Source organism: Streptococcus parasanguinis (genome assembly GCF_023109675.1).
Taxonomy (GTDB): Bacteria; Bacillota; Bacilli; order Lactobacillales; family Streptococcaceae; genus Streptococcus; species Streptococcus parasanguinis_I.
In genome coordinates this window covers 85,536-105,809 of the sequence record NZ_JALDUR010000004.1, presented here as the reverse complement: position 1 = coordinate 105,809, position 20,274 = coordinate 85,536, and the positions used below count along the sequence as shown (strand labels likewise).

The following is a 20,274-nucleotide window of genomic DNA, read 5'->3' as shown; positions in this document are numbered from 1 at the left end:
ATAAAAGTAGAAATGCAGAATCAGTAGATGCCTACTGAAAAAGGAGGAAATATGGCACACGTAATCACAGATGCAACTTTTGAACAAGAAACTAGCCAAGGACTTGTCTTGATTGACTTTTGGGCAACTTGGTGTGGCCCATGTCGCATGCAAGCACCGATCTTGGATCAGTTGGCAGAAGAAGTACATGAAGATGATTTGAAAATCTGTAAGATGGATGTCGATGAAAATCCAAATACAGCACGTCAATTCGGTATCATGTCGATCCCAACTCTTCTATTTAAAAAAGATGGACAAGTTGTCAAACAAGTGGCTGGAGTTCATACGAAAGCCCAATTGAAAGAAATCATTGCAGAATTGAGCTAAAAAGAAGGGAGTAGGAAAGAACTCCGTAAAATAAAAAAAGTTGAAAAGGTTCCCCAAACCTTTTCAATTTTCCCACCCCCGTATAGCTTCAACAGTCTGGGAGACTGTTGAAGGTTGTGGATAAAGGAAACTTTGTTTCCCTCATTAGGTATCTTCGGAGCTTAATAAGCGAACGAAGATACCAATCAACCACTGCGTCATACAGTTATTTCTATCAAACATCGAAGGCTGGATAATTTTTTCCAGCTTTTTTTGATGCTCTTTATTTCTTTCAAATAGACGCGATATCCATTGACAGCGCTTTCTTATAGTGCTAAAATGAAGCTGTATTTCCTATAAAATTTTTACAGGAAAAAATTCTCCTAGGAAGATGTAGATCCTAGGAGAAAATTACGTATAAAGGTTATTGGCCCTCTGTATCTTGGGCTACCCAGACACTGACGGAGCGTTCTGCCACTGGGAATTCAGCAGTACCGTCTTCTTGGACTTGGACGGTTTCGCTACAATTTTCTAGTACATCATAGTAGGTGAGGCCTGCGTAGGATGAGCCGATCTCCATGACTTTTGTAGTAGCTTGGTTATTGGAAATCAAGCAGGCGATGGGTGCTGATTCTTCTGAACCTGAACGTGTCCAACCGATGCAATTAGGATCATCGAAGTAGTCCGTTTGTTCCCCATAGGCCAGATCTTTACGAACCCATAAGAGACGATCTAGGACCTCTTGGAAACTTTCTTGCGCAAATTGGCCCTCGATACCGTAGTAGTCTCCATAGAAGACACAAGGCAAACCAGCTTCACGAAGTAAGATCAAGGCATAGGCTGCAGGCTTAAACCATTCTTGGATCGTAGATTCCAAGGCTTGCCCTCGTTGGGTGTCATGGTTGTCCACAAAGGTTACGGCCTGTTCAGGATGATTGAGCGCTAGTGTTCCATCAAAAATAGTTCGAAGGTCAAAATTTTCACCCTCTTGACTAGCTCTGAAGAGATTTTGGTGGAGGGCTACATCGATCAAGTCATACAAGTAGTCAATGCTTTCCAAGTACTCATCGTTGGTTTCTGTGTCGCCATTCCAAAATTCACCAAAGACGTAGAAATCTTCTCCATATTTTTTGGTGATATTATGAATGAAATTCTTCATAAAGAAGGAGTCAATGTGCTTGACGGCATCCAGACGGAAGCCTTCTACACCAGTCGTTTCGATAAACCATTCAGCCCATTGGTCGAGATTTTCTACAACTTCGGGATGTTTGAAATCGATATCGGCGTACATGAGGTAATCGTAGTTTCCGTTTTCCTTGTCTACCAGATCTCCATGAGCCCAACCTTTATTGTCCCCTTGGATTTGGTAGATCCCATTCTTATTGCGTGAAGCATCGTAGTCCGTACCGGTGAAGTGGTACCAATGCCAGTGGAAGTCATTATAGGCGCCATTTCGGCCATCAAAGGTGAATTTGGTCCATCCTTGAATGGTGAAGGGCTCAGTGAGGACCTTGTTTCGATCCATTGGATCCACCTCAACGACCTCGAATTCCTCTAAGCCATCGGCAGCAGCTTTATGGTTGAGAACGACATCGGCCATTGGTTGAATCCCTGCATCTTTGAGGGCTTGAATGGCTTGAAGATAATCATCTTTGAAGCCATATTTGGTGCGAACCGTTCCTTTTTGATCGAACTCGCCCAAATCAAAGAGGTCATAGACTCCGTACCCAACGTCATTGTTAGAAGTAGCTTTAAAGGCAGGCGGCATCCAGACTTTACGAATACCCAAGTCTGCTAAGTGTTGCGCATCTTCAGCAAGACGCGACCAATGGTTCCCATCAGCGGGCAAATACCACTCAAAATATTGCATTAAGGTTTGATTTTCCATCGTTATTTCTTCTTTCATGTGAATGTCCTTATTTTACCAAAAATAGTTGGATGCGACAAACGTTTGCGCTGGAAGCAAGCCCTTTCTAGAAAAGAAATCGCATACATGAAAGAAATAAAGTGAGAATATAAAAAGTAGCATTTTATTTACGTAGAAATATCAGTCTGATACATATATTTCTATTCATTTTATAGTTTGATCATAACAAAGGAGGATTGGTTTGAAAGTGAAAACCACCAATAGAGAGAGCATCGAAAGGATTTTTACCGAAGCCTTGGCCATTCCGAGCTTCACCAATACTGAGACAGAGCAAGCAATCGAAGCCTATCTGGATCAACGGATTGGCCAGATCCCCTATTTCAAGGAACATCCGGACCATTTTGGGCGCTATCAGGTGCCACAGGATCACTTGCATCGGTCGGTCAATTGGGCCTTGGTTGATAAGGGCAAGAAAAAAACAGTTATCCTTTTCCACCACCATGATACAGTCGATTTAGAAGACTATGGTAATTTGGCAGAAATCGCACTCGATTCTGATCAAGTAGCAGAAGCCTTGAAAATACTGGATAGGCGACCAGATATGCAGGAAGATTTAGCTTCTGGGGAGTGGAAATTTGGCAGAGGGTCTTGCGATATGAAAGCAGCTTTGGCCCTTCAATTAGGGGTTCTAGAATCCTATGCGGCGGATCCCTCAGGAGGTCAGGTCAACCTGCTCTATCTCTCTGTTGGAGATGAGGAATCCTATTCACGTGGGATGCGAGGAGCTTTGGGTCTCCTCACAGATTTGCAGGAAACCTTTGATCTGAATTATGTATTGGCAGTGGATTCAGAGCCCTTTGAATCGGAAGTAGGAAAAGAAAAGGTCCTTCACATTGGTACAGTTGGCAAACTCATGCCGGTCGTTGTGGCGCAAGGTGTCTTGTCCCATATGAAGGAGCCCCTTAAAGGGATCAATGCCTTGTCCCTCTTAGTAGCCATTGCAAGCCAGCTGGATCTTCATCCCGATCTGGCAGATCAGGCGCTGGGAGAAACGTCTCCCCTTCCTTCTTGGTCCTATCTCAGAGATTTGAAGGAGCAGTACGACGTATCGACCGTACTTTATGCGGCTGGTTATTTCAGTGTATTGCATTTGAAGAAAACACCTCAAGAGATCTTGCAACGAATCTATGAGCTAAGTCAAGAGGCCTTGGACGCCTTTTACAAGAAGTACGAGCACTTGCAGGATCAGGCTGGCCAAGACCATATTATTGCAAGGCCAAGAGTCATCACCTATCAAGAACTAGAGGAACGTTGCCAAGCCTTAGAGGGCTACCAAGCCTTTAAAGAAATATCTAACCAAAAAGCGGAGCAAGATTTTCGTAATGGGACCAGCTACCAGAGCCTTGCGATTCAGCAAATCCAGCGACTCCTTGAGTTTCTCGGAGATAAGGATCCCATGGTGGTCATTGGTTTTGCGCCCCCATATTATCCTTCTATGAATTGTCGCTTTTTGGACAATACAGAACTCAAAATCGAATCCTTGATCGAGGATTACCGCCAGTATCTGGACAAAAGAGGCTATAGCTTGAAGGTCGAAGAATACTTTATGGGGATTAACGACACCAGCTATTGTGCCTTGGAAAAGGATGTGGCTTCTTATCAAGTCGTCCTTGATAGCCTAGCCACTCCGGCTCAAATTTATGATCTGGATCTGGATAAAATTGCTCGAATTCAGGTTCCAGCGATCAATCTCGGGCCCTGGGGTAAAGAATTGCATAAGCGAGGAGAGCGGGTGTACCAAGAAGATTTCTTGGAGACCATTCCAACCTATCTGCTAGATTTGCTCTACCATTTCGATGATCGCTTATCAACAGAATAAGAAAAACGATCCCTGTGAGGATCGTAAAGGGAGTTAGTATGATTACATTCCACGGAGTTACCAAAGATTACGATGGGCACATTGCCCTCAACCACTTGGATCTGACCATCGAAGATGGGCAAATTGTCGGACTGATTGGCCACAACGGAGCCGGTAAGTCCACAACCATCAAGAGCCTGGTCAGTGTCATCACCCCAAGCACTGGGACGATTGAAGTGGACGGTCAGGACCTCTATAGCCATCGGCTGGCGATCAAAAAGAAGATCGGTTATGTAGCGGATTCACCAGATCTTTTCTTGCGCCTCACAGCCAATGAATTCTGGGAGTTGGTTGCGACCTCTTATGATATGAGTCAGAAAGACTGTGATCAACGCTTGGAAGAGCTTCTTACGATCTTTGATTTTCAGAGCCACCGCTATGAAGTGATTGAATCCTTTTCACATGGGATGCGCCAGAAGGTCTTTGTTATTGCAGCGCTCTTATCCGATCCAGATATCTGGGTCTTGGACGAACCCATGACCGGTTTGGATCCACAGGCTTCTTACGATTTAAAACAAATGATGCGCCAACATGCGGATCGCGGCAAGACGGTTATTTTCTCTACCCACGTATTAGAAGTGGCCGAACAACTCTGTGATAAGATCGCCATTCTCAAAAAAGGTAATCTCATCTTCTATGGGACGATCGAGGAATTGAAGGGCCAACATCCCGAACAAAGTCTGGAAAGTATCTATCTCAGCCTAGCGGGGCGGAAGGAAGAAGGTGGCGATCATGCGTCTTAAGATCATCCAACAGCTGGTCAATGTCAATATCATCTATGCTAGTCAGCCGGCCCAGATCGCAAAATTACGCGCCAAACAGGCTAAAAAACCGGACGTCAAACTCAATGTTGCCCGCAGATCGGTGCTCAACTACCTCTTTTTAGGATTGGTCTATTTCCTCATATTTGGCTTGCTCTTTAGTATCTATGATTTTGTGAACCAACCAGCCTTCTTTGTCAATATGGTCGCCCTCTTTTCCTTGATGACCATTTCCCAAGGCTTTATGAGCTTTTACAATGTCTTTTATGAAAGCAAGGACCTGCAGTTTTACCGGCCTTATGCCTTTTCAGATGCGGAAGTCATTGCAGGAAAGAGTATCTCGGTCATCCTGACCCTCCTTATGGCTATCCTTCCCTTGATCAGCTATTTTTTGATCCTCCCTGTGCAAGCAGGTGGTTTCAATCCGATAGGGATCCTGCTGGGAATCTTTTGTGCTTTGATTCTCTTAGCCGTTCTCTTTTTAGCGACGATCATTCTATCCCATCTGATCACTAAGACCCTCTTTTTTAAAAAACACACGACTCTGGTCTCCAACATCATGATCGGAATCGGCTCCCTTCTCAGTCTAGGCGCCTATCTTTATCTAAATCTAGTCCAAACTCACCGGGTAGAGATGTCGGGTGGAGCGGATATTCCCATTCTTTTTCCGCCTTTTGTTGCCTTTCATCAGTTTATCCTCCATCCTTTTGATGGGGGAGCGATCCTTGGCCTCTTGGGCTGGATCGCGGTGCTGTTAGTTCTGATCGCCCTGGTTCGTAAACTTGTGATCCCGCAGTTTTATGATGCAGCCCTTGCGGTTTCGACAAACCAAACCGTCAAAGAGCGCGTGAGAGCGATCCATGTGGGTCAGAAAGACTCTTTTAGACGATTTGTCATTCAGTATCATCGCAGACTCTTGCTTGATGGAACCCTTATGGTGCAAGTCCTCTTGATGATGAGCATTCTGCCATATATTTTCCTCCTCAGTGGAGCAGCAGGAGCATCGAAGAATATAGGAGGCCTCAGTCCTTACTTGACACCCCAGTATCTGGTGCCACTGGCCCTTGTTGCCTTCTTGATCGGTGTTTTCAACAGTTTTGGAGGCTTGACCAGTATCGGTATTTCGCTGGAGCGTGAAAACTTTGAGTACTTGAGATCGCTCCCTATTGATTTCAAGCGCTATCTCTTCCTGAAGTTTTGGTTGCTCTATCTGGTGCAATCCATCCTTCCTGTCATTCTTCTGGTTGGTGTTTGTCTCTATTTTGGCGTCCATCCCTTGGCCATTCTTGCCATGTTGCTGATCTGGGTCGTAACCACTATTCCGATATGCATTCGAGACTATGTCAAAGATTTTCAAAATTTTAGCACCAATTGGACCAATATCACGGAGTTGATGACCCGTCATCGAGGGAATGCCGTCCTTCAGTCTATTTTCTTGATTGTCTTTCTCTTTGTGATGTTTCTCTTGATCATTGTCAGCTTCATTTGGACCTATCATTCCGTCAGCACCCTGCTGGCTGTGATCCTTTATAGTGTCATCCTGCTCATCGGAGCAGGGATCAGTTCTGCCATCTACCGCAAAAAAATCCGGACTCTCTACCAAGAGATCGGAGAATAAAAAGAGAGAGTGGGACAGAAATCGGTCATTCGTTAGAATTCGATTTCGTCGTCCCACCACCGCACAGTTGAGTAGGGCTGTAAAGTTGATGAAATCAGCGTAGTAGAGCCCACTCAACCACTGCGTCTTGCTCAACAATCTAAAAACAAGAAGAGGCTAGGACTTTTGTCCCAGCCTCTTTTTAGTGCTAACTTAAATTTCATACCCCATGAGGAGCCCGCCTTCTTCGGCATAGAAACTACATAGTCCGGAAGTAGGGAGGACTTCGATGTTTGCACGGGCAAATTTTTCACGGACCAATGCAGAGAATTGCTCGATAAATTTTTCATTGTTGCGGTGGGCGATGGTGATATGTCCGCCCTTATAGCCTGCCTTGATTAATTCATTAAAAGCTGCCTTGATCGCTTTCTTTTGGCCCCGTGCTTTTTGAAGCAACTCGAGGGTACCCGTCTTACTAGCTTCCCCGACCATACGGATATTGAGAAGCCCGACAACAGTTCCGAGCAATTTGCTGAGACGCCCATTTTTGACCAGATTATCAACCTTGGCCAAAACAAAGAGCAACTTCGTCTTAGACTGATAGGTGGTGATCACATCGACCACTTGATCAAAATCGAGGCCTTCAGCGACCAACTGATTGAGCTTGCGAACGATCAGGTCCACCTCGCCCCCAGCTGATAAGCTATTAATGACGTGGATATTGGTATTCGGATGCTCTTCCAGATAAATCTTCTTAGCTACCTCAGCACTATTGTAGCTACCTGAAAGGGTTCCTGTAATGGTGACAACGACAATATTTTCAGCCCCTTCAAAAGACTTCATGTAGTCATCTGGACTTGGACAGGCAGACTTAGAAGCAGTCGCAGTCGCATACATCTCTTCCATCATCTGATCGATATTGAGTTGGGCATCATCTGTATAGATGGTATCACCCACTTGGATGGTCAGTGGGACACTGACAAACTCCGTATCTGGTGCCAGATTGTCCAAAGAGCGGTAGTCACAGCCGGAATCCGCAATAATTTTCCATTTCATTAATTTTTACCTCATGGTTATATAAAAATGTACATTGACAAGTAGTATGTCTTCTTTTACAATTATATCATGAAGTACAATGCTATCCAAGCAGATATCATCAGGTGAGACAGATAGAAAGTAAATGTTATGGCAGAAAGAAAAATATCCGAGAAATCCTTGGAAAATCTCAAACGATTTAACCAAGAAAACAATGCGATTACACGAGAATCCATCGAAATCTCTCTCCTGCAATTATTGGAGAAAAAAGATCTGAAAAAGATTACCATCTCTGAGCTAGTTCAACGTGCCGGTGTCTCTCGCGCAGCTTTTTACCGGAATTATGACTCCAAAGAAGAGATTCTAGAATCCATCTTTCAATCTAGTATCGCAAAGATTACCAAGTCTTTAGATGGCTATAACCTTAAGACAGATCTCTACCAAGTCTGGGTCTACCTCTTCAAGGAAGTCAAGAAAGAAGCTAAGATCATCAGCCTGGCCATTGATTACAATTTTGAGCGGCTCTTGACCAAGGCAGTCTATGATTTTCTAGAAAAAAGAAATGGCAACTCCTCAAATGGTGCTGGCAGCTACCTCAATTCTTTCTGGAGCTCCGCCATTGTCTCTGTGATCTCCAAATGGATCAAGGATGGCATGAAGATACCCGCTGAGAAGATCGCGACCCTTGGCCTGCCCCTCTTCCCACAAAAGAAGAAGTAAGAACCACCGATAGGTGGTTTTAAAGTAAACTGCCCCTCTCCATAACTAGCCCAAATGAATAGATAGAACTATACATAGATTATTCAAAGGACAAGAACGATGATGAAAGAACGAATTCTTGCTGCTAAGCAGTATGTGAAAACCTTATTTGCTGATCGAGCGGATGGCCATGATGTAGAGCATACCCTCCGCGTCTATACTAATGCTATGAGAATCGCACAAGCAGAAGGGCCATGTGATCTGGAGATAGTGGGCTTGTCAGCTCTTCTTCACGATGCTGATGATGATAAATTGTTTCAAACAGAGAATCATGCGAATGCTCGTAAGTTTCTAGAAGAGATCGGTACTCCTAAAAACCAAATCGAGCAGATTTGTCGGGTAATCAATGCTGTTTCTTTCAGCAAAAATCGCGGTAAACATCCAGAAACCTTAGAAGGCAAGATTGTCCAGGATGCAGACCGGCTCGATGCGATAGGAGCTGTAGGAATTGCGCGAACTTTTTCCTATGGTGGCCACAAAGGGAGACCCCTTACTGATACCGTCCAACATTTCCACGACAAGTTGCTCCTCTTAAAAGATGAAATGAACACGGAGACTGCCAAACAAATGGCAGAAAGTCGCCATCAATTTTTAATCACCTTTCTAAAAGAACTAGAGAAGGAATTGGACTGAGTGAAATATTGAAATTAACTTTTATAAAAGACTTATTTGAAAGAAAGATATGCTAAATCAACTAATAAAGAAACCTATTTTAAGTTGTTCAATTATATTTGTTATCTGCTCAGTAGCAAGGCTAATTGAATACTTCTATATTAGGACGGATAAAACCTTCTTATCTGAGAATTTTCTACATAAACTTTTTGGAATTCTTCTACTGTGGGGAGTCCTTTCAATTTGTAAATTAAGATGGAAAGATATTGGTTTCAGTCCTGACGGAACCGTGAGTGGTATAGGGAAGGGGCTACTCTTTGGCTTAGTGTGTTCCGTCTTTGCATATACAGTTGAGTGCATTGTTCTCTTGTTTCTTCATGGCAATGTTCACTTATCGTTTTACGCAAGTGGTTTTTCCTTAACAAACGAAAAAGTATCTCAAGCAGGAATCTTACTTATTCTCTCAAGTGTGTTGTTTAACCTGATAAATGTCTGGATGGAAGAAGGAATATTTCGTGGCCTTTTCACAAAAATTCTTGAAGGGCTTTCTTACCGCAAGAGTCTATTCTTTATAGCCTTCCTATTTGGAATATGGCACTTGGTAATGCCCTTAAGAGATTATCTTCAAGGAGAGTCGTCACTCGTAAACCTCATCGCCATGGGCATAGGCTATGTTATCTTAGCGGGAATGATGAGTATCAAATGGTCCTTACTCTACAAAATGACAGGTTCCTTATGGTTTGGGTTAGGAGATCATTTTTTCAACAATCTTGCTTCGAATCTAGTTCATGTGGTTTCAAATTCTGAAGGGGATAGTTTGCAGATAGTAAGAATTCTTCTGTGGCAGTTGTTGTCATTTGCAATTGTTTTGATCATTTATAGAAGAAAGTCAAAGACGATAGCTAATCAATGATGTAGCTCTTTTAGGAAATTTTGAATCCTATTACAGTTTATAAACCGACGGTTTAAAAAGGAATTGTTTATAAGGAAGTAACAAGAACCCCTGTCTGAAACAATGATTTCAGACAGGGGTCTTTCTTTATTCTTGGATCATGGCTAGGAGATCCTCTCCTGTAGTGGTTGGAAGGATCCGAACTCGTTTGAGGGAATAGAGGCCATCAGCGGAGCTGGCGATTCCATTTTTAGTGGTGAGGCCTAGTTTGTAGTCAGCTTTCTTGGCTTGGTCGATCGTGACCTGGCTGTAGCGACCGGATGGGTAGACGATAACGCTGGTATTTTGATCCAGCACCTTATCTAGCAGGCGTTTAGAAGCAACTAGCTCATTCTTTTGGGTCTCAAGACTGGAATTGGCTAGGTCTGGATGATTGACCGTATGGCTTTCAAAGGTCAAGCCAGCACTTTTCATCTCTTTGATTTGGTCAAAGGTCAGGACATTTTCTTTTTCCTTTTGGGTAAAGTCCGTGATGATATTATTGGTGGCGGTCATCTTGTACTTCTTAAGAAGCGGATAGACGATAGTATAGAAATCTTCGACGCCATCATCAAAGGTCAGCCAGACAAATTTCTTTCCTTTGGGTACTTCGTTCTTGACGAGGATGCGATAGGCTTCCCCAGGTGTCAGGGTGTAGTAACCCGCTTTTTTTAGGGCCTTTAGTTGGCTTTCAAAGGTTTCTGGATCAACGATCAAATTAGCATTGGCAGCTTCAGACTCGGCCATATTGTGCACGGAGTGGTACATGAGGATGGGCAGTTTGACCGGCTTTTTCACCCGAGTCCACTCGATAGAGGAGCTACCTTCTTCGAGAGAACGCGTCATGGCAGTGCCACTGGTATTCCCCTCATTCGGCTGAGTGATCCGCTTGATCAGAAGAAAGCTACAAATAAAGATACAGACCAGTAGGAGGGCATTGATTCCAAGTAGTGCTTTGATTTTTTTAGGTACTCTTCGTTTACTCATAGTGTCACCGTTTTCATTATTTTCTTTATTGTACCACAAATTCTATGTTCTTTTCCAGAACTTGCTACAGGCAGATCCTGTCATGAAAATTCAGAATTTTTAAGGCAATTGGCTGTCAAACGCTCAAGTTTTTGTTATAATGGAGCTACTATAGAAAATTCAAGGAGTCAATAGGATGTCTGTTAAGATTGCCTTACTAGGATTTGGTACTGTTGCAAGTGGCGTACCATTTTTATTAAAAGAAAACCATGAAAAAATCACCCAGGCAGCTCAAGATGAAATCGAGATCGCCAAGGTCTTGGTTCGAGATGATGCTGAGAAGGAAAAATTACAAGCTGCTGGTCATGACTACAACTTTGTGACCAATGTCGATGAGATCATTGAAGACAAGGACATTGCCATCGTGGTCGAATTGATGGGTCGTATCGAGCCAGCTAAGACCTTTATCACCCGTGCGCTGGAAGCAGGCAAACATGTGGTTTCTGCTAACAAAGACCTTCTTGCCGTTCATGGAAGCGAGTTGCTAGAGATTGCTAAAAAACACCAAGTGGCTCTTTATTATGAAGCTGCCGTAGCTGGTGGGATCCCAATCCTTCGAACTTTGGTGAATTCTTTGGCCTCAGACAAGGTGACCAAGGTTCTTGGTGTGGTCAATGGAACCTCTAACTTCATGATGACCAAAATGGTCGAAGAAGGCTGGACTTATGAGGATGCTTTAGCAGAAGCGCAACGTCTTGGTTACGCTGAAAGTGATCCAACCAACGACGTTGAAGGAATCGATGCTGCTTACAAGATGGTGATCTTGAGCCAGTTCGCTTTTGGGATGAATATCCAATTTGACCAAGTAGGTCACAAAGGAATTAGCCAGATCACTCCTCAAGATGTATCGGTTGCTCAAAGCCTTGGATATGTCATTAAGCTGGTCGGATCTATCGTTGAAACAGAGTCAGGGATCGCAGCAGAAGTGACACCAACCTTCCTTCCAAAACAACATCCACTCGCAGGAGTGAATGATGTCATGAATGCGGTCTATGTGGAATCCATCGGTATTGGTGAGTCTATGTACTACGGACCAGGTGCTGGTCAAAAACCAACTGCGACAAGTGTCGTAGCCGACCTCGTCCGCATTGTCCGTCGTCTAAAAGAAGGAACGATCGGTAAAGCCTTCAATGAATACAGTCGCCCTCTTCAATTGGCTAAGCCAGAAGACGTGAAGAACAATTATTACTTCTCAATCAAAGCACCAGATGCGACTGGTCAAATCTTGCGTCTTGCGGAAATCTTTAATGCAGAAGGAGCATCCTTCAAGCAAATCCTTCAAGAAGACTCAGATGGTCACTATGCAAGTGTTGTCATCATTACTCACCAAGTTAACCAAACTCAATTCAAGAACTTGGTTGAAAAATTGGATTCAGAGGCGAATTTCGAACTCTTGAATACCTTTAAAGTCTTGGGAGAATAAGCATGAAAATTATTGTTCCAGCAACCAGTGCCAATGTAGGGCCAGGATTTGATTCTGTTGGGATTGCCGTGACTCGCTATTTGACCATTGAAGTCCTTGAACCAGCAGATGCTTGGTTTATTGAGCATGATCTTGGAGCAGGGATTCCGACAGATGAGAAAAACCTCTTGCTCTCAACAGCTCTTTCTATCTCAACTGATATGCAACCCCATCGGATCAAGATGACTAGTGAAGTGCCTTTGGCGCGTGGTCTTGGATCTTCTAGCTCGGTCATTGTCGCAGGGATTGAATTGGCCAACCAATTAGCCAACCTCCAGCTATCAGACGCTGAGAAATTACGCATCGCGACCGAGATCGAAGGTCATCCGGATAATGTAGCTCCAGCTATCTTTGGGAATATGGTCATTGCGAGCTACATCGGTGAAGATGTCCAATATGTCACGGCTGACTTCCCAAGCTGTGACCTTGTGGCCTTTGTACCGAGCTACCAATTGAAGACCAGTGATAGTCGGAATGTCCTACCGAAAGAATGGTCTTATAAGGAAGCTGTTGCAGCCAGTAGCGTAGCCAATGTCGCTATCGCAGCTCTCCTCAAGGGAGATTTGCTGACGGCTGGTCGCTCCATCGAGTCAGATCATTTCCACGAGCGCTACCGTCAATCTCTTGTCAAAGAGTTCCCTCAGGTCAAAGAAGTCGCACATGCGCATGGGGCTTATGCTACCTATCTGTCAGGAGCAGGCCCAACGATCATGAACCTCTTAGCGCCAGAGCATACAGCAGCCTTTGTCGCAGCTCTCGAAGAACTCGGGCTAGATGGTCAGATTTTCCAACTTAAAATCGACACATTTGGCGTTCGTGTTGAGAAATAAACCTCAATGTAACACAAATGAAAGAAGGATGTATACGAATGTATATGTCCTTTTTGCTTCTTCTATGGTAGAATGGGAATTGTATGGGGAAAAGCTCAAGCTTTCCCGAAAATCTAGGGGGAAACATGAAACCAGAATATTTATATAGTATTGCTACCGATCTTGGTCTGCAATTTGATGGCGAAGCTCGTGTGATGTACGGGGAGCGTGAAGGCTTCTTGTTAGTCATTGAAGGCGCTCAAACCAAGAATGTATTTACCATTTCACTCAGTGTGAAACAAGGTTCCGAAGGAGACTTGATCGAAGAAAGTGAAATTCTTTGGAATGAATTGAAAGAACAATCAAAAGCCATTAATGCCATCTCTTCTGATGGTTACTTGACCTCGATCGTAGTCAAAGGTGGAATGACCAAAGGGAAGGCTGTCGAAACCTTATGGACAGCTATCCAAGATATTGTTGATTTCTTGCTCAACCACCAATTTGTGCAAGTGAATGCGGAAACTGGTGAGGAAGGGCCAATCGGTCTGTATCAAATTGGAGATGCGATCTTTTTAATCGACGATGAAACCTTTAGAGCCTACCAAGCCGAAGTGCAAGATACAGTTGAGGCTTATGAAGCGCGGGAAGAAAACTTCCTTTTAGGGATTGTAGGGGCTGTGATCGGTGTAATCATCGGTGGAGCAGTTGCCCTCTTGGTAGCGCGTCTTGGCTATGTATCTGTTTTAGCAGGGGCTGCCCTCGGTTATTGTACTATCAAAGGTTATGAGATTCTTGGTAAGAAATTGACTAAAAAAGGTGTGGTAGTTTCAGCTATTTTGATGGTCTTGACCGTCTTTTTGGTCAACCAATTAGATTATACTTTGGCGCTTATGAGTGAACTGGATTTGCCATTTGATATGTCCTGGACGCTTCTCAATGAAGCGACATTTTCAGGGGACGTCCCAGATAAATTTTACTTGAATCTAGGCTTGCTAGCTGTCTTTACTCTTGGTGGTGCTTGGATTTCGGTCAAATCAGCTCTGGATGGACAAAAGAATCGTGCTATCGCACGTAAAATTGCATAATAAATGGTAAAAGGAAGGCCTGAATATTATAGGTCTTCTTTTGTTTTTTAGGGTCGAAAAATAGTCAAAAATTTGGTATAATAGTTTGTATTTTTATAGAGAGAGAACAGACAGAAAGATGAATGAAAAAATGAATCAAATTCTTGAAGGGATTGATATCCGTTTTCAAGAACCATTAAAACATTATACCTATACAAAGGTCGGTGGGAATGCTGAATTTTTAGCCTTCCCTCGCAACCAATACGAATTAAAACGCATCGTCCAATTTGCCAACCAAGAGCAAATTCCATGGATGGTCCTGGGCAATGCGTCCAATATCATTGTCCGTGATGGGGGCATTCCGGGATTTGTCATTATGTTTGATCGCTTGCGAGATATCAGTGTGGATGGTTATGTGATCGAAGCAGAGGCAGGAGCTAAACTCATCGACACCACTCATGTGGCATTGCACCATAGTTTGAAAGGCTTCGAGTTTGCTAGTGGCATTCCAGGCAGTGTCGGTGGTGCTGTCTTTATGAATGCGGGAGCCTATGGGGGAGAAATCGCTCATGTCCTAGTATCCTGTAAGGTCTTGACCAAAGACGGGGAGATCGAAACTCTGTCAGCGAGTGAACTAGCTTTCGGTTACCGTCATTCTAAGATTCAAGAGACAGGTGCTGTCGTCATCTCTGCCAAATTTGCTTTGTCACCAGGCAATCACGAGCAAATCAAACAGGAGATGGATCGGTTGACCCATCTTCGTCAGTTGAAACAACCCCTTGAATACCCTTCTTGTGGATCTGTCTTTAAGCGTCCTGTCGGTCATTTTGCAGGTCAATTGATCAGCGAAGCAGGTCTGAAAGGCTATCGAATTGGTGGTGTGGAAGTTTCTGAAAAGCATGCTGGCTTTATGGTCAATGTCGACAATGGAACAGCTAAGGACTACGAAGACCTGATCGCCCATGTTATTGAGGCAGTAGAAGCTCACTCAGGCGTCCGTTTAGAACCAGAAGTTCGTATTATCGGTCAAGCCTAAGAACGTTAGTATTGAAGAACAATTGATAGTGTAAACATCGATAGCATCAGTCGGAAAGGGGGTGAGTGCCTATCGATACCGTAAATAGGTGGGGCAGTCTAATAAGTCCCCGAGAGGTATTGGTGGTCTGACAGGTCTTCCTGTCAGCCGCTGCGTTTTCGTTTGAAAAGCAGTTTGGTAATCGTAGTAAAGAAGGAATTTATGTGAATTGAAAAAACCAATTATTGAGTTTAAAAATGTAACAAAGGTCTTTGAAGATAGCGGAACCGTTGTCCTAAAGGATATCAATTTTGAATTGGAAGAAGGGAAGTTCTATACCCTGCTCGGTGCATCTGGATCAGGAAAATCAACTATCCTTAATATTATTGCTGGTCTTTTGGATGCTAGCTCTGGAGATGTCTACCTTGATGGGGAACGGATCAATGATGTCCCTACCAACAAGCGGGATGTCCACACCGTCTTTCAGTCCTATGCCCTGTTTCCGCATATGACGGTCTTTGAAAATGTGGCTTTCCCCCTTCGTTTGAAAAAGCTGGACAAGGCTGAGATTGAACGCCGTGTTTCAGAAGTCTTGAAAATGGTCCAGTTAGCAGGATTTGAAAAACGTTCAATCCAAAAATTATCGGGTGGTCAACGTCAGCGGGTAGCTATTGCACGGGCTATTATCAATGAACCACGAGTGGTCCTTTTAGATGAGCCTTTGTCTGCACTTGACTTGAAACTTCGGACAGACATGCAGTATGAGTTGCGGGAATTGCAACAACGTTTGGGGATTACCTTTGTCTTTGTTACCCATGATCAAGAAGAAGCCCTTGCCATGAGTGACTGGATCTTTGTCATGAATGAAGGAGAGATCGTCCAATCTGGTACTCCCGTGGATATCTATGATGAACCGATCAACCACTTTGTAGCGACTTTTATTGGTGAATCTAACATTTTAGATGGTCGCATGATAGAGGACTACTTGGTTGAGTTCAATGGCAAACGCTTTGAAGCCGTCGATGGGGGAATGCGTCCAAACGAACCAGTTGAAGTCGTCATTCGTCCTGAAGACTTGCAAATCACCCTTCCTGAAGAAGGCAAGCTCCAAGTAAAGGTGGACACCCAGCTCTTCCGTGGTGTGCATTACGAGATCATCGCCTATGATGATTTGGGAAATGAGTGGATGATTCACTCCACTCGTAAGGCCATCGTGGGAGAAGTCATCGGGCTAGACTTTGAACCAGAAGATATCCACGTTATGCGTCTCAATGAAACCGAAGAAGAATTCGATGCGCGGATCGAAGAGTACGTTGAAGTAGAAGAGCAAGAAGCTGGTTTGATTAATGCCATTGAGGAGGAAAGAGATGAAGAAAACAACCTCTAATCTATTTATCCTCCCCTATTTCTTGTGGATTTTTCTCTTTGTCTTGGCTCCTGTAGTCATGATCATCTTTCAATCGTTTTTTAACGTTGAAGGGCAGTTTTCACTTGAAAACTACAATGAGTTCTTCACTTCGCAAAATCTGACCTATTTAAAGATGAGCTTTAATTCGGTCCTTTATGCCGGAATCGTCACCCTGGTGACGCTCTTGATCTCCTACCCGACTGCTTACTTTTTGACGCTGCTCAAACACCGGCAGTTGTGGTTAATGTTGATCGTCTTGCCAACCTGGGTCAATCTCTTGCTCAAGGCCTATGCCTTTATCGGAATCTTTGGGCAAAACGGCTCCATCAATAGCTTTTTAAGCTTTCTCGGAGTCGCTCCCCAGCAGATCCTCTTTACCGATTTCTCCTTTATCTTTGTAGCTAGCTACATCGAGTTGCCTTTTATGATTTTGCCGATCTTTAATGTCTTAGATGACTTAGATCCAAACTTGATCAATGCCAGCTATGATTTGGGAGCCAATCGTTGGGATACCTTCCGTCATGTGGTCTTCCCCTTGTCCATGAATGGAGTCCGCTCAGGTGTGCAGTCTGTCTTTATTCCTAGTCTGAGTCTCTTCATGTTGACACGGATGATCGGTGGAAACCGAGTCATTACCTTAGGGACTGCGATTGAACAGCACTTCCTGACAACACAAAACTGGGGAATGGGTTCTACCATCGGAGTTGTTCTGATCCTTGCTATGCTCCTTACCATGTGGGCAACTAGAGAAAGGAGAGAACGATGAAAAAAGTATCTCATTTCTATCTAGCTTTCGTCTTTCTGATCCTCTATCTTCCCATCTTCTATTTGATTTTTTATGCCTTCAATAAAGGGGGAGATATGAATGCCTTCACGGGCTTCACGCTTGATCATTTCAACGAGTTGTTCGCAGATAGTCGCCTGATGCTGATCTTATCAGAGACCTTCCTCTTGGCCTTCTTATCAGCCTTGATTGCGACAGTGATTGGAACCTTTGGAGCCATTTATATCTACCAATCCAAGAAAAAGTTAGAAGGACCATTGCTTTCCATCAACAACATTCTCATGGTAGCGCCAGACGTTATGATCGGGGCCAGCTTCTTGATTCTCTTTACGACGGTGAAGTACCAGCTAGGTTTCCTATCTGTTCTGGCTAGCCACGTGGCTTTCTCGATTCCTATTGTGGTCTTGATGGTTTTGCCACGTCTCAAGGAAATGAACCGGGATATGGTCAATGCTGCCTATGACTTAGGAGCTACCCAAGTGCAAATGCTCAAAGAGATCATGTTGCCGTATCTGACACCAGCCATTATTGCTGGATACTTTATGGCCTTTACCTATTCGCTTGACGACTTTGCCGTGACCTTCTTTGTAACCGGAAATGGCTTTACAACCTTATCTGTAGAGATCTACTCCCGTGCGCGTCAAGGAATTTCCCTCAGTATCAATGCCTTGTCCGCCCTTGTCTTTCTCTTTAGTGTGCTCTTGGTCATCGGTTATTACTTTATTACCCGTGAAAAGGAGGAAGCAGCATGAAAAAACTTTATTCATTCCTAACTGGGATTGTCCTTGTCATTCTGGTCCTCTGGGGAATTAGCCACCAGATCGAAGCCAGCATGAATACCAAGAATAGTGACAAGCTGGTCATCTACAACTGGGGAGATTATATCGATCCGGAATTGCTCAAGGAATTTACAAAAGAGACAGGGATTCAGGTGCAATATGATACCTTTGATTCCAACGAGGCCATGTACACTAAGATCAAGCAAGGTGGAACCACTTACGATATTGCGATTCCTAGTGAATACATGATTGCTAAGATGATGGATGAGCATCTGGTTGAAAAGTTGGACCAATCCAAGATCAAAGGGATGGAAAATATCGATCCAAAACTCTTGAACCAATCGTTTGATCCAGGCAATCAATATTCAGTACCGTATTTCTGGGGGACCTTGGGAATCGTCTACAATACCAAGATGGTTAAAAATGCTCCTGAACATTGGTCAGATCTCTGGCGTGAAGAGTACAGAAATGACATCATGATGTACGATGGTGCGCGTGAGGTCATGGGAATTGGTCTCAATACCTTGGGCTATAGCCTCAATGAAAAGGATCCAAAGAAATTGCAAGAGGCAGTAGATAAACTCTACACCTTGACGCCAAACATCAAAGCTTTGGTGGCCGATGAGATGAAAGGCTATATGATCCAAAACAATGCGGCTATTGGGGTTACCTTCTCAGGAGAGGCTAGCCAAATGCTCGAAGCCAATAAGGATCTTCGCTATGTCGTCCCAACTGAAGCCAGCAACCTTTGGTTTGATAACATTGTCATTCCAAAAACCGTGAAAAATAAAGAAGCAGCATATGCCTTTATTAACTTCATGCTTCGTCCTAAAAATGCTTTGAAAAATGCTCTTTATGTCGGCTACTCTACGCCAAATAAAAAAGCCAAAGCCATGTTGCCAAAAGAAATCCAAGATGACCAATCCTTCTATCCAAGCGATGAAACACTGGACCATTTGGAAGTCTATCAACAATTAGGCAAGAAGTTGCTTGGAGTCTATAACGATCTTTACCTTCAGGTCAAGATGTATCGAAAATAACAAAAAGGAACCTCCAGGTTCCTTTTTGATTGCAGATAAACTCCTCTTAGAAACTTTCCTTAAGTGAGTACGGACGTCAGCGAACTTCGAAGAAGTTCCATGACTTAGTTTTGGATCTAAGGTTCCAAAACTCCCGAGTGCTAGAAACAATGGTGTTTCTAGCACTTTTCTCACAGCGGAAAGTTTCATTATATATTTAGATGCTCTACAAAAATGCAACATTTGAATTTTTAGCATCACTTAGGTGTTATTTGTAAAAAAGGATTATCTATATTCTAGCAGAACACCGCAGGTTCTTTTATGATTGCTGCATAAAGTCTCTAACTAGTGAGTTAGATTGAGATTCAAATGAAAGATGCTATAATAGTAAAGAAAGTGACTGATTCGTTCAGTCATGAAAGGAAGGATTGGAGAAGATTAAATGAAGAGACGTGTGGAACTATTTTTGATCATTTTGTTACCGATACTAGGACTGGTTTTTCTTGGAGGAAAAATCATGACCCTGACCAAAAGCCCTGAACAGAAGATAACGACCTCATCTTCAAAGAAAGTCGTACAAAAACCAGATGAAGACATAAAAAAAGAACAACTGGACTACCTAAAAGAACACGAACAGAAGGTTATTGATTTAGTCAAAGCACAAAATTCAAAAGTTGAATCCGTTCAGATTGATTGGGATCAGACACAATGGGGTGATGGTGGACTGACAACTCCTGAATATTATATGAGTGTTTATGGACGTATAAATAATATTGAAGAATCGGGTTGGGGAGTAGATATCCCAATTAATGATGACAATACATTGAATCTAGATGAGATGTATATAGGATCCGACATTAACATAGGGGGAAGATTATTTGAGTAATTTGAACTTAAAATGATAGGAAAAAACGTGCTATGTGTAAGTAATAGACCATTAGTCTAGATCGTAACCAACGTCATAACTCTTTAATTTAAAACTTTGATAATCAAAAGTAAAGAATTAATTAACTCATGTTTTAAAAAGCTCTATGTAGTGAGATAACTTGATTTTCAAACTATAAATGCTATAATAATTAAAAT

The 20,274-nt window shown here is 43.2% G+C and carries 19 protein-coding genes; 16 read left to right on the top strand and 3 right to left on the bottom strand.

From position 1 onward, the window contains the following. The first annotated feature begins 51 nt into the window (after window positions 1-51). Window positions 52-366 (top strand): thioredoxin, encoded by a 315-nt coding sequence (gene trxA / locus M1G14_RS04685; protein ID WP_003002728.1) that lies wholly within the window; start codon window positions 52-54, stop codon window positions 364-366. Between the two features lie 403 nt (window positions 367-769). On the opposite strand, the gene M1G14_RS04680 is transcribed toward trxA, so the two are convergent. Continuing rightward, window positions 770-2,251 carry an alpha-amylase gene (locus tag M1G14_RS04680; protein ID WP_024055704.1) on the bottom strand — a complete coding sequence of 494 codons (1,482 nt, stop codon included), beginning with the start codon at window positions 2,249-2,251 and terminating at the stop codon, window positions 770-772. 208 nt (window positions 2,252-2,459) lie between these two features. On the opposite strand from M1G14_RS04680, the gene M1G14_RS04675 reads away from it, so the two are divergent. From M1G14_RS04675 to M1G14_RS04665, 3 genes are read left to right on the top strand one after another with little or no spacing between them, the layout of a single operon-like run. Next, window positions 2,460-4,091, top strand: coding sequence for a M20/M25/M40 family metallo-hydrolase (locus M1G14_RS04675; protein WP_049523717.1), 1,632 nt, complete (start codon window positions 2,460-2,462; stop codon window positions 4,089-4,091). A 38-nt stretch (window positions 4,092-4,129) separates the two neighbouring features. Continuing rightward, window positions 4,130-4,873: an ABC transporter ATP-binding protein gene (locus M1G14_RS04670; RefSeq protein ID WP_049516337.1), complete on the top strand. Its 744-nt coding sequence runs from the start codon at window positions 4,130-4,132 to the stop codon at window positions 4,871-4,873. Continuing rightward, complete coding sequence (locus M1G14_RS04665) at window positions 4,863-6,509, top strand: hypothetical protein (protein ID WP_247926357.1); 1,647 nt, start codon at window positions 4,863-4,865, stop codon at window positions 6,507-6,509. Before M1G14_RS04670 ends, M1G14_RS04665 begins: the two co-directional genes overlap by 11 nt. Window positions 6,510-6,701: 192 nt before the next feature. Here M1G14_RS04665 and M1G14_RS04660 read toward each other — a convergent pair whose 3' ends face one another. Then, window positions 6,702-7,544, bottom strand: a complete 843-nt coding sequence (locus M1G14_RS04660) for a DegV family protein (RefSeq protein ID WP_247926356.1) — start codon at window positions 7,542-7,544, stop codon at window positions 6,702-6,704. A gap of 129 nt (window positions 7,545-7,673) precedes the next feature. On the opposite strand from M1G14_RS04660, the gene M1G14_RS04655 reads away from it, so the two are divergent. The 3 genes from M1G14_RS04655 to M1G14_RS04645 all read left to right on the top strand — a co-directional run bounded on the left by M1G14_RS04655 (window position 7,674) and on the right by M1G14_RS04645 (window position 9,807). Then, window positions 7,674-8,243 (top strand): TetR/AcrR family transcriptional regulator, encoded by a 570-nt coding sequence (locus M1G14_RS04655; protein ID WP_049483763.1) that lies wholly within the window; start codon window positions 7,674-7,676, stop codon window positions 8,241-8,243. A gap of 99 nt (window positions 8,244-8,342) precedes the next feature. Further along, window positions 8,343-8,915 carry an HD domain-containing protein gene (locus M1G14_RS04650; protein ID WP_247926355.1) on the top strand — a complete coding sequence of 191 codons (573 nt, stop codon included), beginning with the start codon at window positions 8,343-8,345 and terminating at the stop codon, window positions 8,913-8,915. Window positions 8,916-8,964: 49 nt separating this feature from the next. After that, window positions 8,965-9,807, top strand: coding sequence for a CPBP family intramembrane glutamic endopeptidase (locus M1G14_RS04645; protein WP_049523709.1), 843 nt, complete (start codon window positions 8,965-8,967; stop codon window positions 9,805-9,807). 126 nt (window positions 9,808-9,933) lie between these two features. Here M1G14_RS04645 and M1G14_RS04640 read toward each other — a convergent pair whose 3' ends face one another. Then, entirely contained in the window at window positions 9,934-10,812 is an 879-nt protein-coding gene (locus tag M1G14_RS04640) for a polysaccharide deacetylase family protein (protein ID WP_023918394.1), read from the bottom strand. A 175-nt stretch (window positions 10,813-10,987) separates the two neighbouring features. Between M1G14_RS04640 and M1G14_RS04635 the strand changes: the two genes are divergently transcribed. The 9 genes from M1G14_RS04635 (at window position 10,988) to M1G14_RS04595 (ending at window position 20,077) form a co-directional block, all read left to right on the top strand. After that, window positions 10,988-12,274, top strand: a complete 1,287-nt coding sequence (locus M1G14_RS04635; protein ID WP_023918393.1) for a homoserine dehydrogenase — start codon at window positions 10,988-10,990, stop codon at window positions 12,272-12,274. Between the two features lie 2 nt (window positions 12,275-12,276). After that, entirely contained in the window at window positions 12,277-13,143 is an 867-nt protein-coding gene (gene thrB, locus M1G14_RS04630; protein WP_049523711.1) for a homoserine kinase, read from the top strand. An 83-nt stretch (window positions 13,144-13,226) separates the two neighbouring features. Then, window positions 13,227-14,207 (top strand): hypothetical protein, encoded by a 981-nt coding sequence (locus M1G14_RS04625; RefSeq protein WP_045759573.1) that lies wholly within the window; start codon window positions 13,227-13,229, stop codon window positions 14,205-14,207. A gap of 118 nt (window positions 14,208-14,325) precedes the next feature. Then, window positions 14,326-15,222 carry a UDP-N-acetylmuramate dehydrogenase gene (gene murB / locus M1G14_RS04620; RefSeq protein ID WP_045759572.1) on the top strand — a complete coding sequence of 299 codons (897 nt, stop codon included), beginning with the start codon at window positions 14,326-14,328 and terminating at the stop codon, window positions 15,220-15,222. Between the two features lie 208 nt (window positions 15,223-15,430). Further along, the gene (locus M1G14_RS04615) at window positions 15,431-16,588 is read left to right on the top strand and encodes an ABC transporter ATP-binding protein (protein WP_045759571.1); all 1,158 of its coding nucleotides are present in this window, start codon (window positions 15,431-15,433) and stop codon (window positions 16,586-16,588) included. Then, complete coding sequence (locus tag M1G14_RS04610) at window positions 16,569-17,375, top strand: ABC transporter permease (protein WP_049484028.1); 807 nt, start codon at window positions 16,569-16,571, stop codon at window positions 17,373-17,375. Before M1G14_RS04615 ends, M1G14_RS04610 begins: the two co-directional genes overlap by 20 nt. Beyond that, window positions 17,372-18,145, top strand: coding sequence for an ABC transporter permease (locus tag M1G14_RS04605; RefSeq protein WP_049523713.1), 774 nt, complete (start codon window positions 17,372-17,374; stop codon window positions 18,143-18,145). The genes M1G14_RS04610 and M1G14_RS04605 overlap by 4 nt, the downstream gene beginning before the upstream one ends. Continuing rightward, entirely contained in the window at window positions 18,142-19,212 is a 1,071-nt protein-coding gene (locus M1G14_RS04600; protein WP_045759569.1) for an ABC transporter substrate-binding protein, read from the top strand. Before M1G14_RS04605 ends, M1G14_RS04600 begins: the two co-directional genes overlap by 4 nt. A gap of 421 nt (window positions 19,213-19,633) precedes the next feature. Continuing rightward, entirely contained in the window at window positions 19,634-20,077 is a 444-nt protein-coding gene (locus M1G14_RS04595) for a hypothetical protein (protein WP_247926354.1), read from the top strand. The last annotated feature ends 197 nt before the right edge of the window (window positions 20,078-20,274 follow it).

What these genes read in the sequence shown, in the direction of transcription:
- M1G14_RS04595 (WP_247926354.1), top strand. Translation starts at nt 19,634, where the DNA reads ATGAAGAGACGTGTGGAACTATTTTTGATCATTTTGTTACCGATACTA.
- M1G14_RS04660 (WP_247926356.1), bottom strand. Translation starts at nt 7,544, where the DNA reads ATGAAATGGAAAATTATTGCGGATTCCGGCTGTGACTACCGCTCTTTG.
- M1G14_RS04680 (WP_024055704.1), bottom strand. Translation starts at nt 2,251, where the DNA reads ATGAAAGAAGAAATAACGATGGAAAATCAAACCTTAATGCAATATTTT.
- M1G14_RS04610 (WP_049484028.1), top strand. Translation starts at nt 16,569, where the DNA reads ATGAAGAAAACAACCTCTAATCTATTTATCCTCCCCTATTTCTTGTGG.
- M1G14_RS04655 (WP_049483763.1), top strand. Translation starts at nt 7,674, where the DNA reads ATGGCAGAAAGAAAAATATCCGAGAAATCCTTGGAAAATCTCAAACGA.
- M1G14_RS04625 (WP_045759573.1), top strand. Translation starts at nt 13,227, where the DNA reads ATGGGGAAAAGCTCAAGCTTTCCCGAAAATCTAGGGGGAAACATGAAA.
- M1G14_RS04600 (WP_045759569.1), top strand. Translation starts at nt 18,142, where the DNA reads ATGAAAAAACTTTATTCATTCCTAACTGGGATTGTCCTTGTCATTCTG.
- M1G14_RS04670 (WP_049516337.1), top strand. Translation starts at nt 4,130, where the DNA reads ATGATTACATTCCACGGAGTTACCAAAGATTACGATGGGCACATTGCC.
- murB (WP_045759572.1), top strand. Translation starts at nt 14,326, where the DNA reads ATGAATGAAAAAATGAATCAAATTCTTGAAGGGATTGATATCCGTTTT.
- trxA (WP_003002728.1), top strand. Translation starts at nt 52, where the DNA reads ATGGCACACGTAATCACAGATGCAACTTTTGAACAAGAAACTAGCCAA.
- M1G14_RS04635 (WP_023918393.1), top strand. Translation starts at nt 10,988, where the DNA reads ATGTCTGTTAAGATTGCCTTACTAGGATTTGGTACTGTTGCAAGTGGC.
- M1G14_RS04650 (WP_247926355.1), top strand. Translation starts at nt 8,343, where the DNA reads ATGATGAAAGAACGAATTCTTGCTGCTAAGCAGTATGTGAAAACCTTA.
- thrB (WP_049523711.1), top strand. Translation starts at nt 12,277, where the DNA reads ATGAAAATTATTGTTCCAGCAACCAGTGCCAATGTAGGGCCAGGATTT.
- M1G14_RS04645 (WP_049523709.1), top strand. Translation starts at nt 8,965, where the DNA reads ATGCTAAATCAACTAATAAAGAAACCTATTTTAAGTTGTTCAATTATA.
- M1G14_RS04640 (WP_023918394.1), bottom strand. Translation starts at nt 10,812, where the DNA reads ATGAGTAAACGAAGAGTACCTAAAAAAATCAAAGCACTACTTGGAATC.
- M1G14_RS04605 (WP_049523713.1), top strand. Translation starts at nt 17,372, where the DNA reads ATGAAAAAAGTATCTCATTTCTATCTAGCTTTCGTCTTTCTGATCCTC.
- M1G14_RS04665 (WP_247926357.1), top strand. Translation starts at nt 4,863, where the DNA reads ATGCGTCTTAAGATCATCCAACAGCTGGTCAATGTCAATATCATCTAT.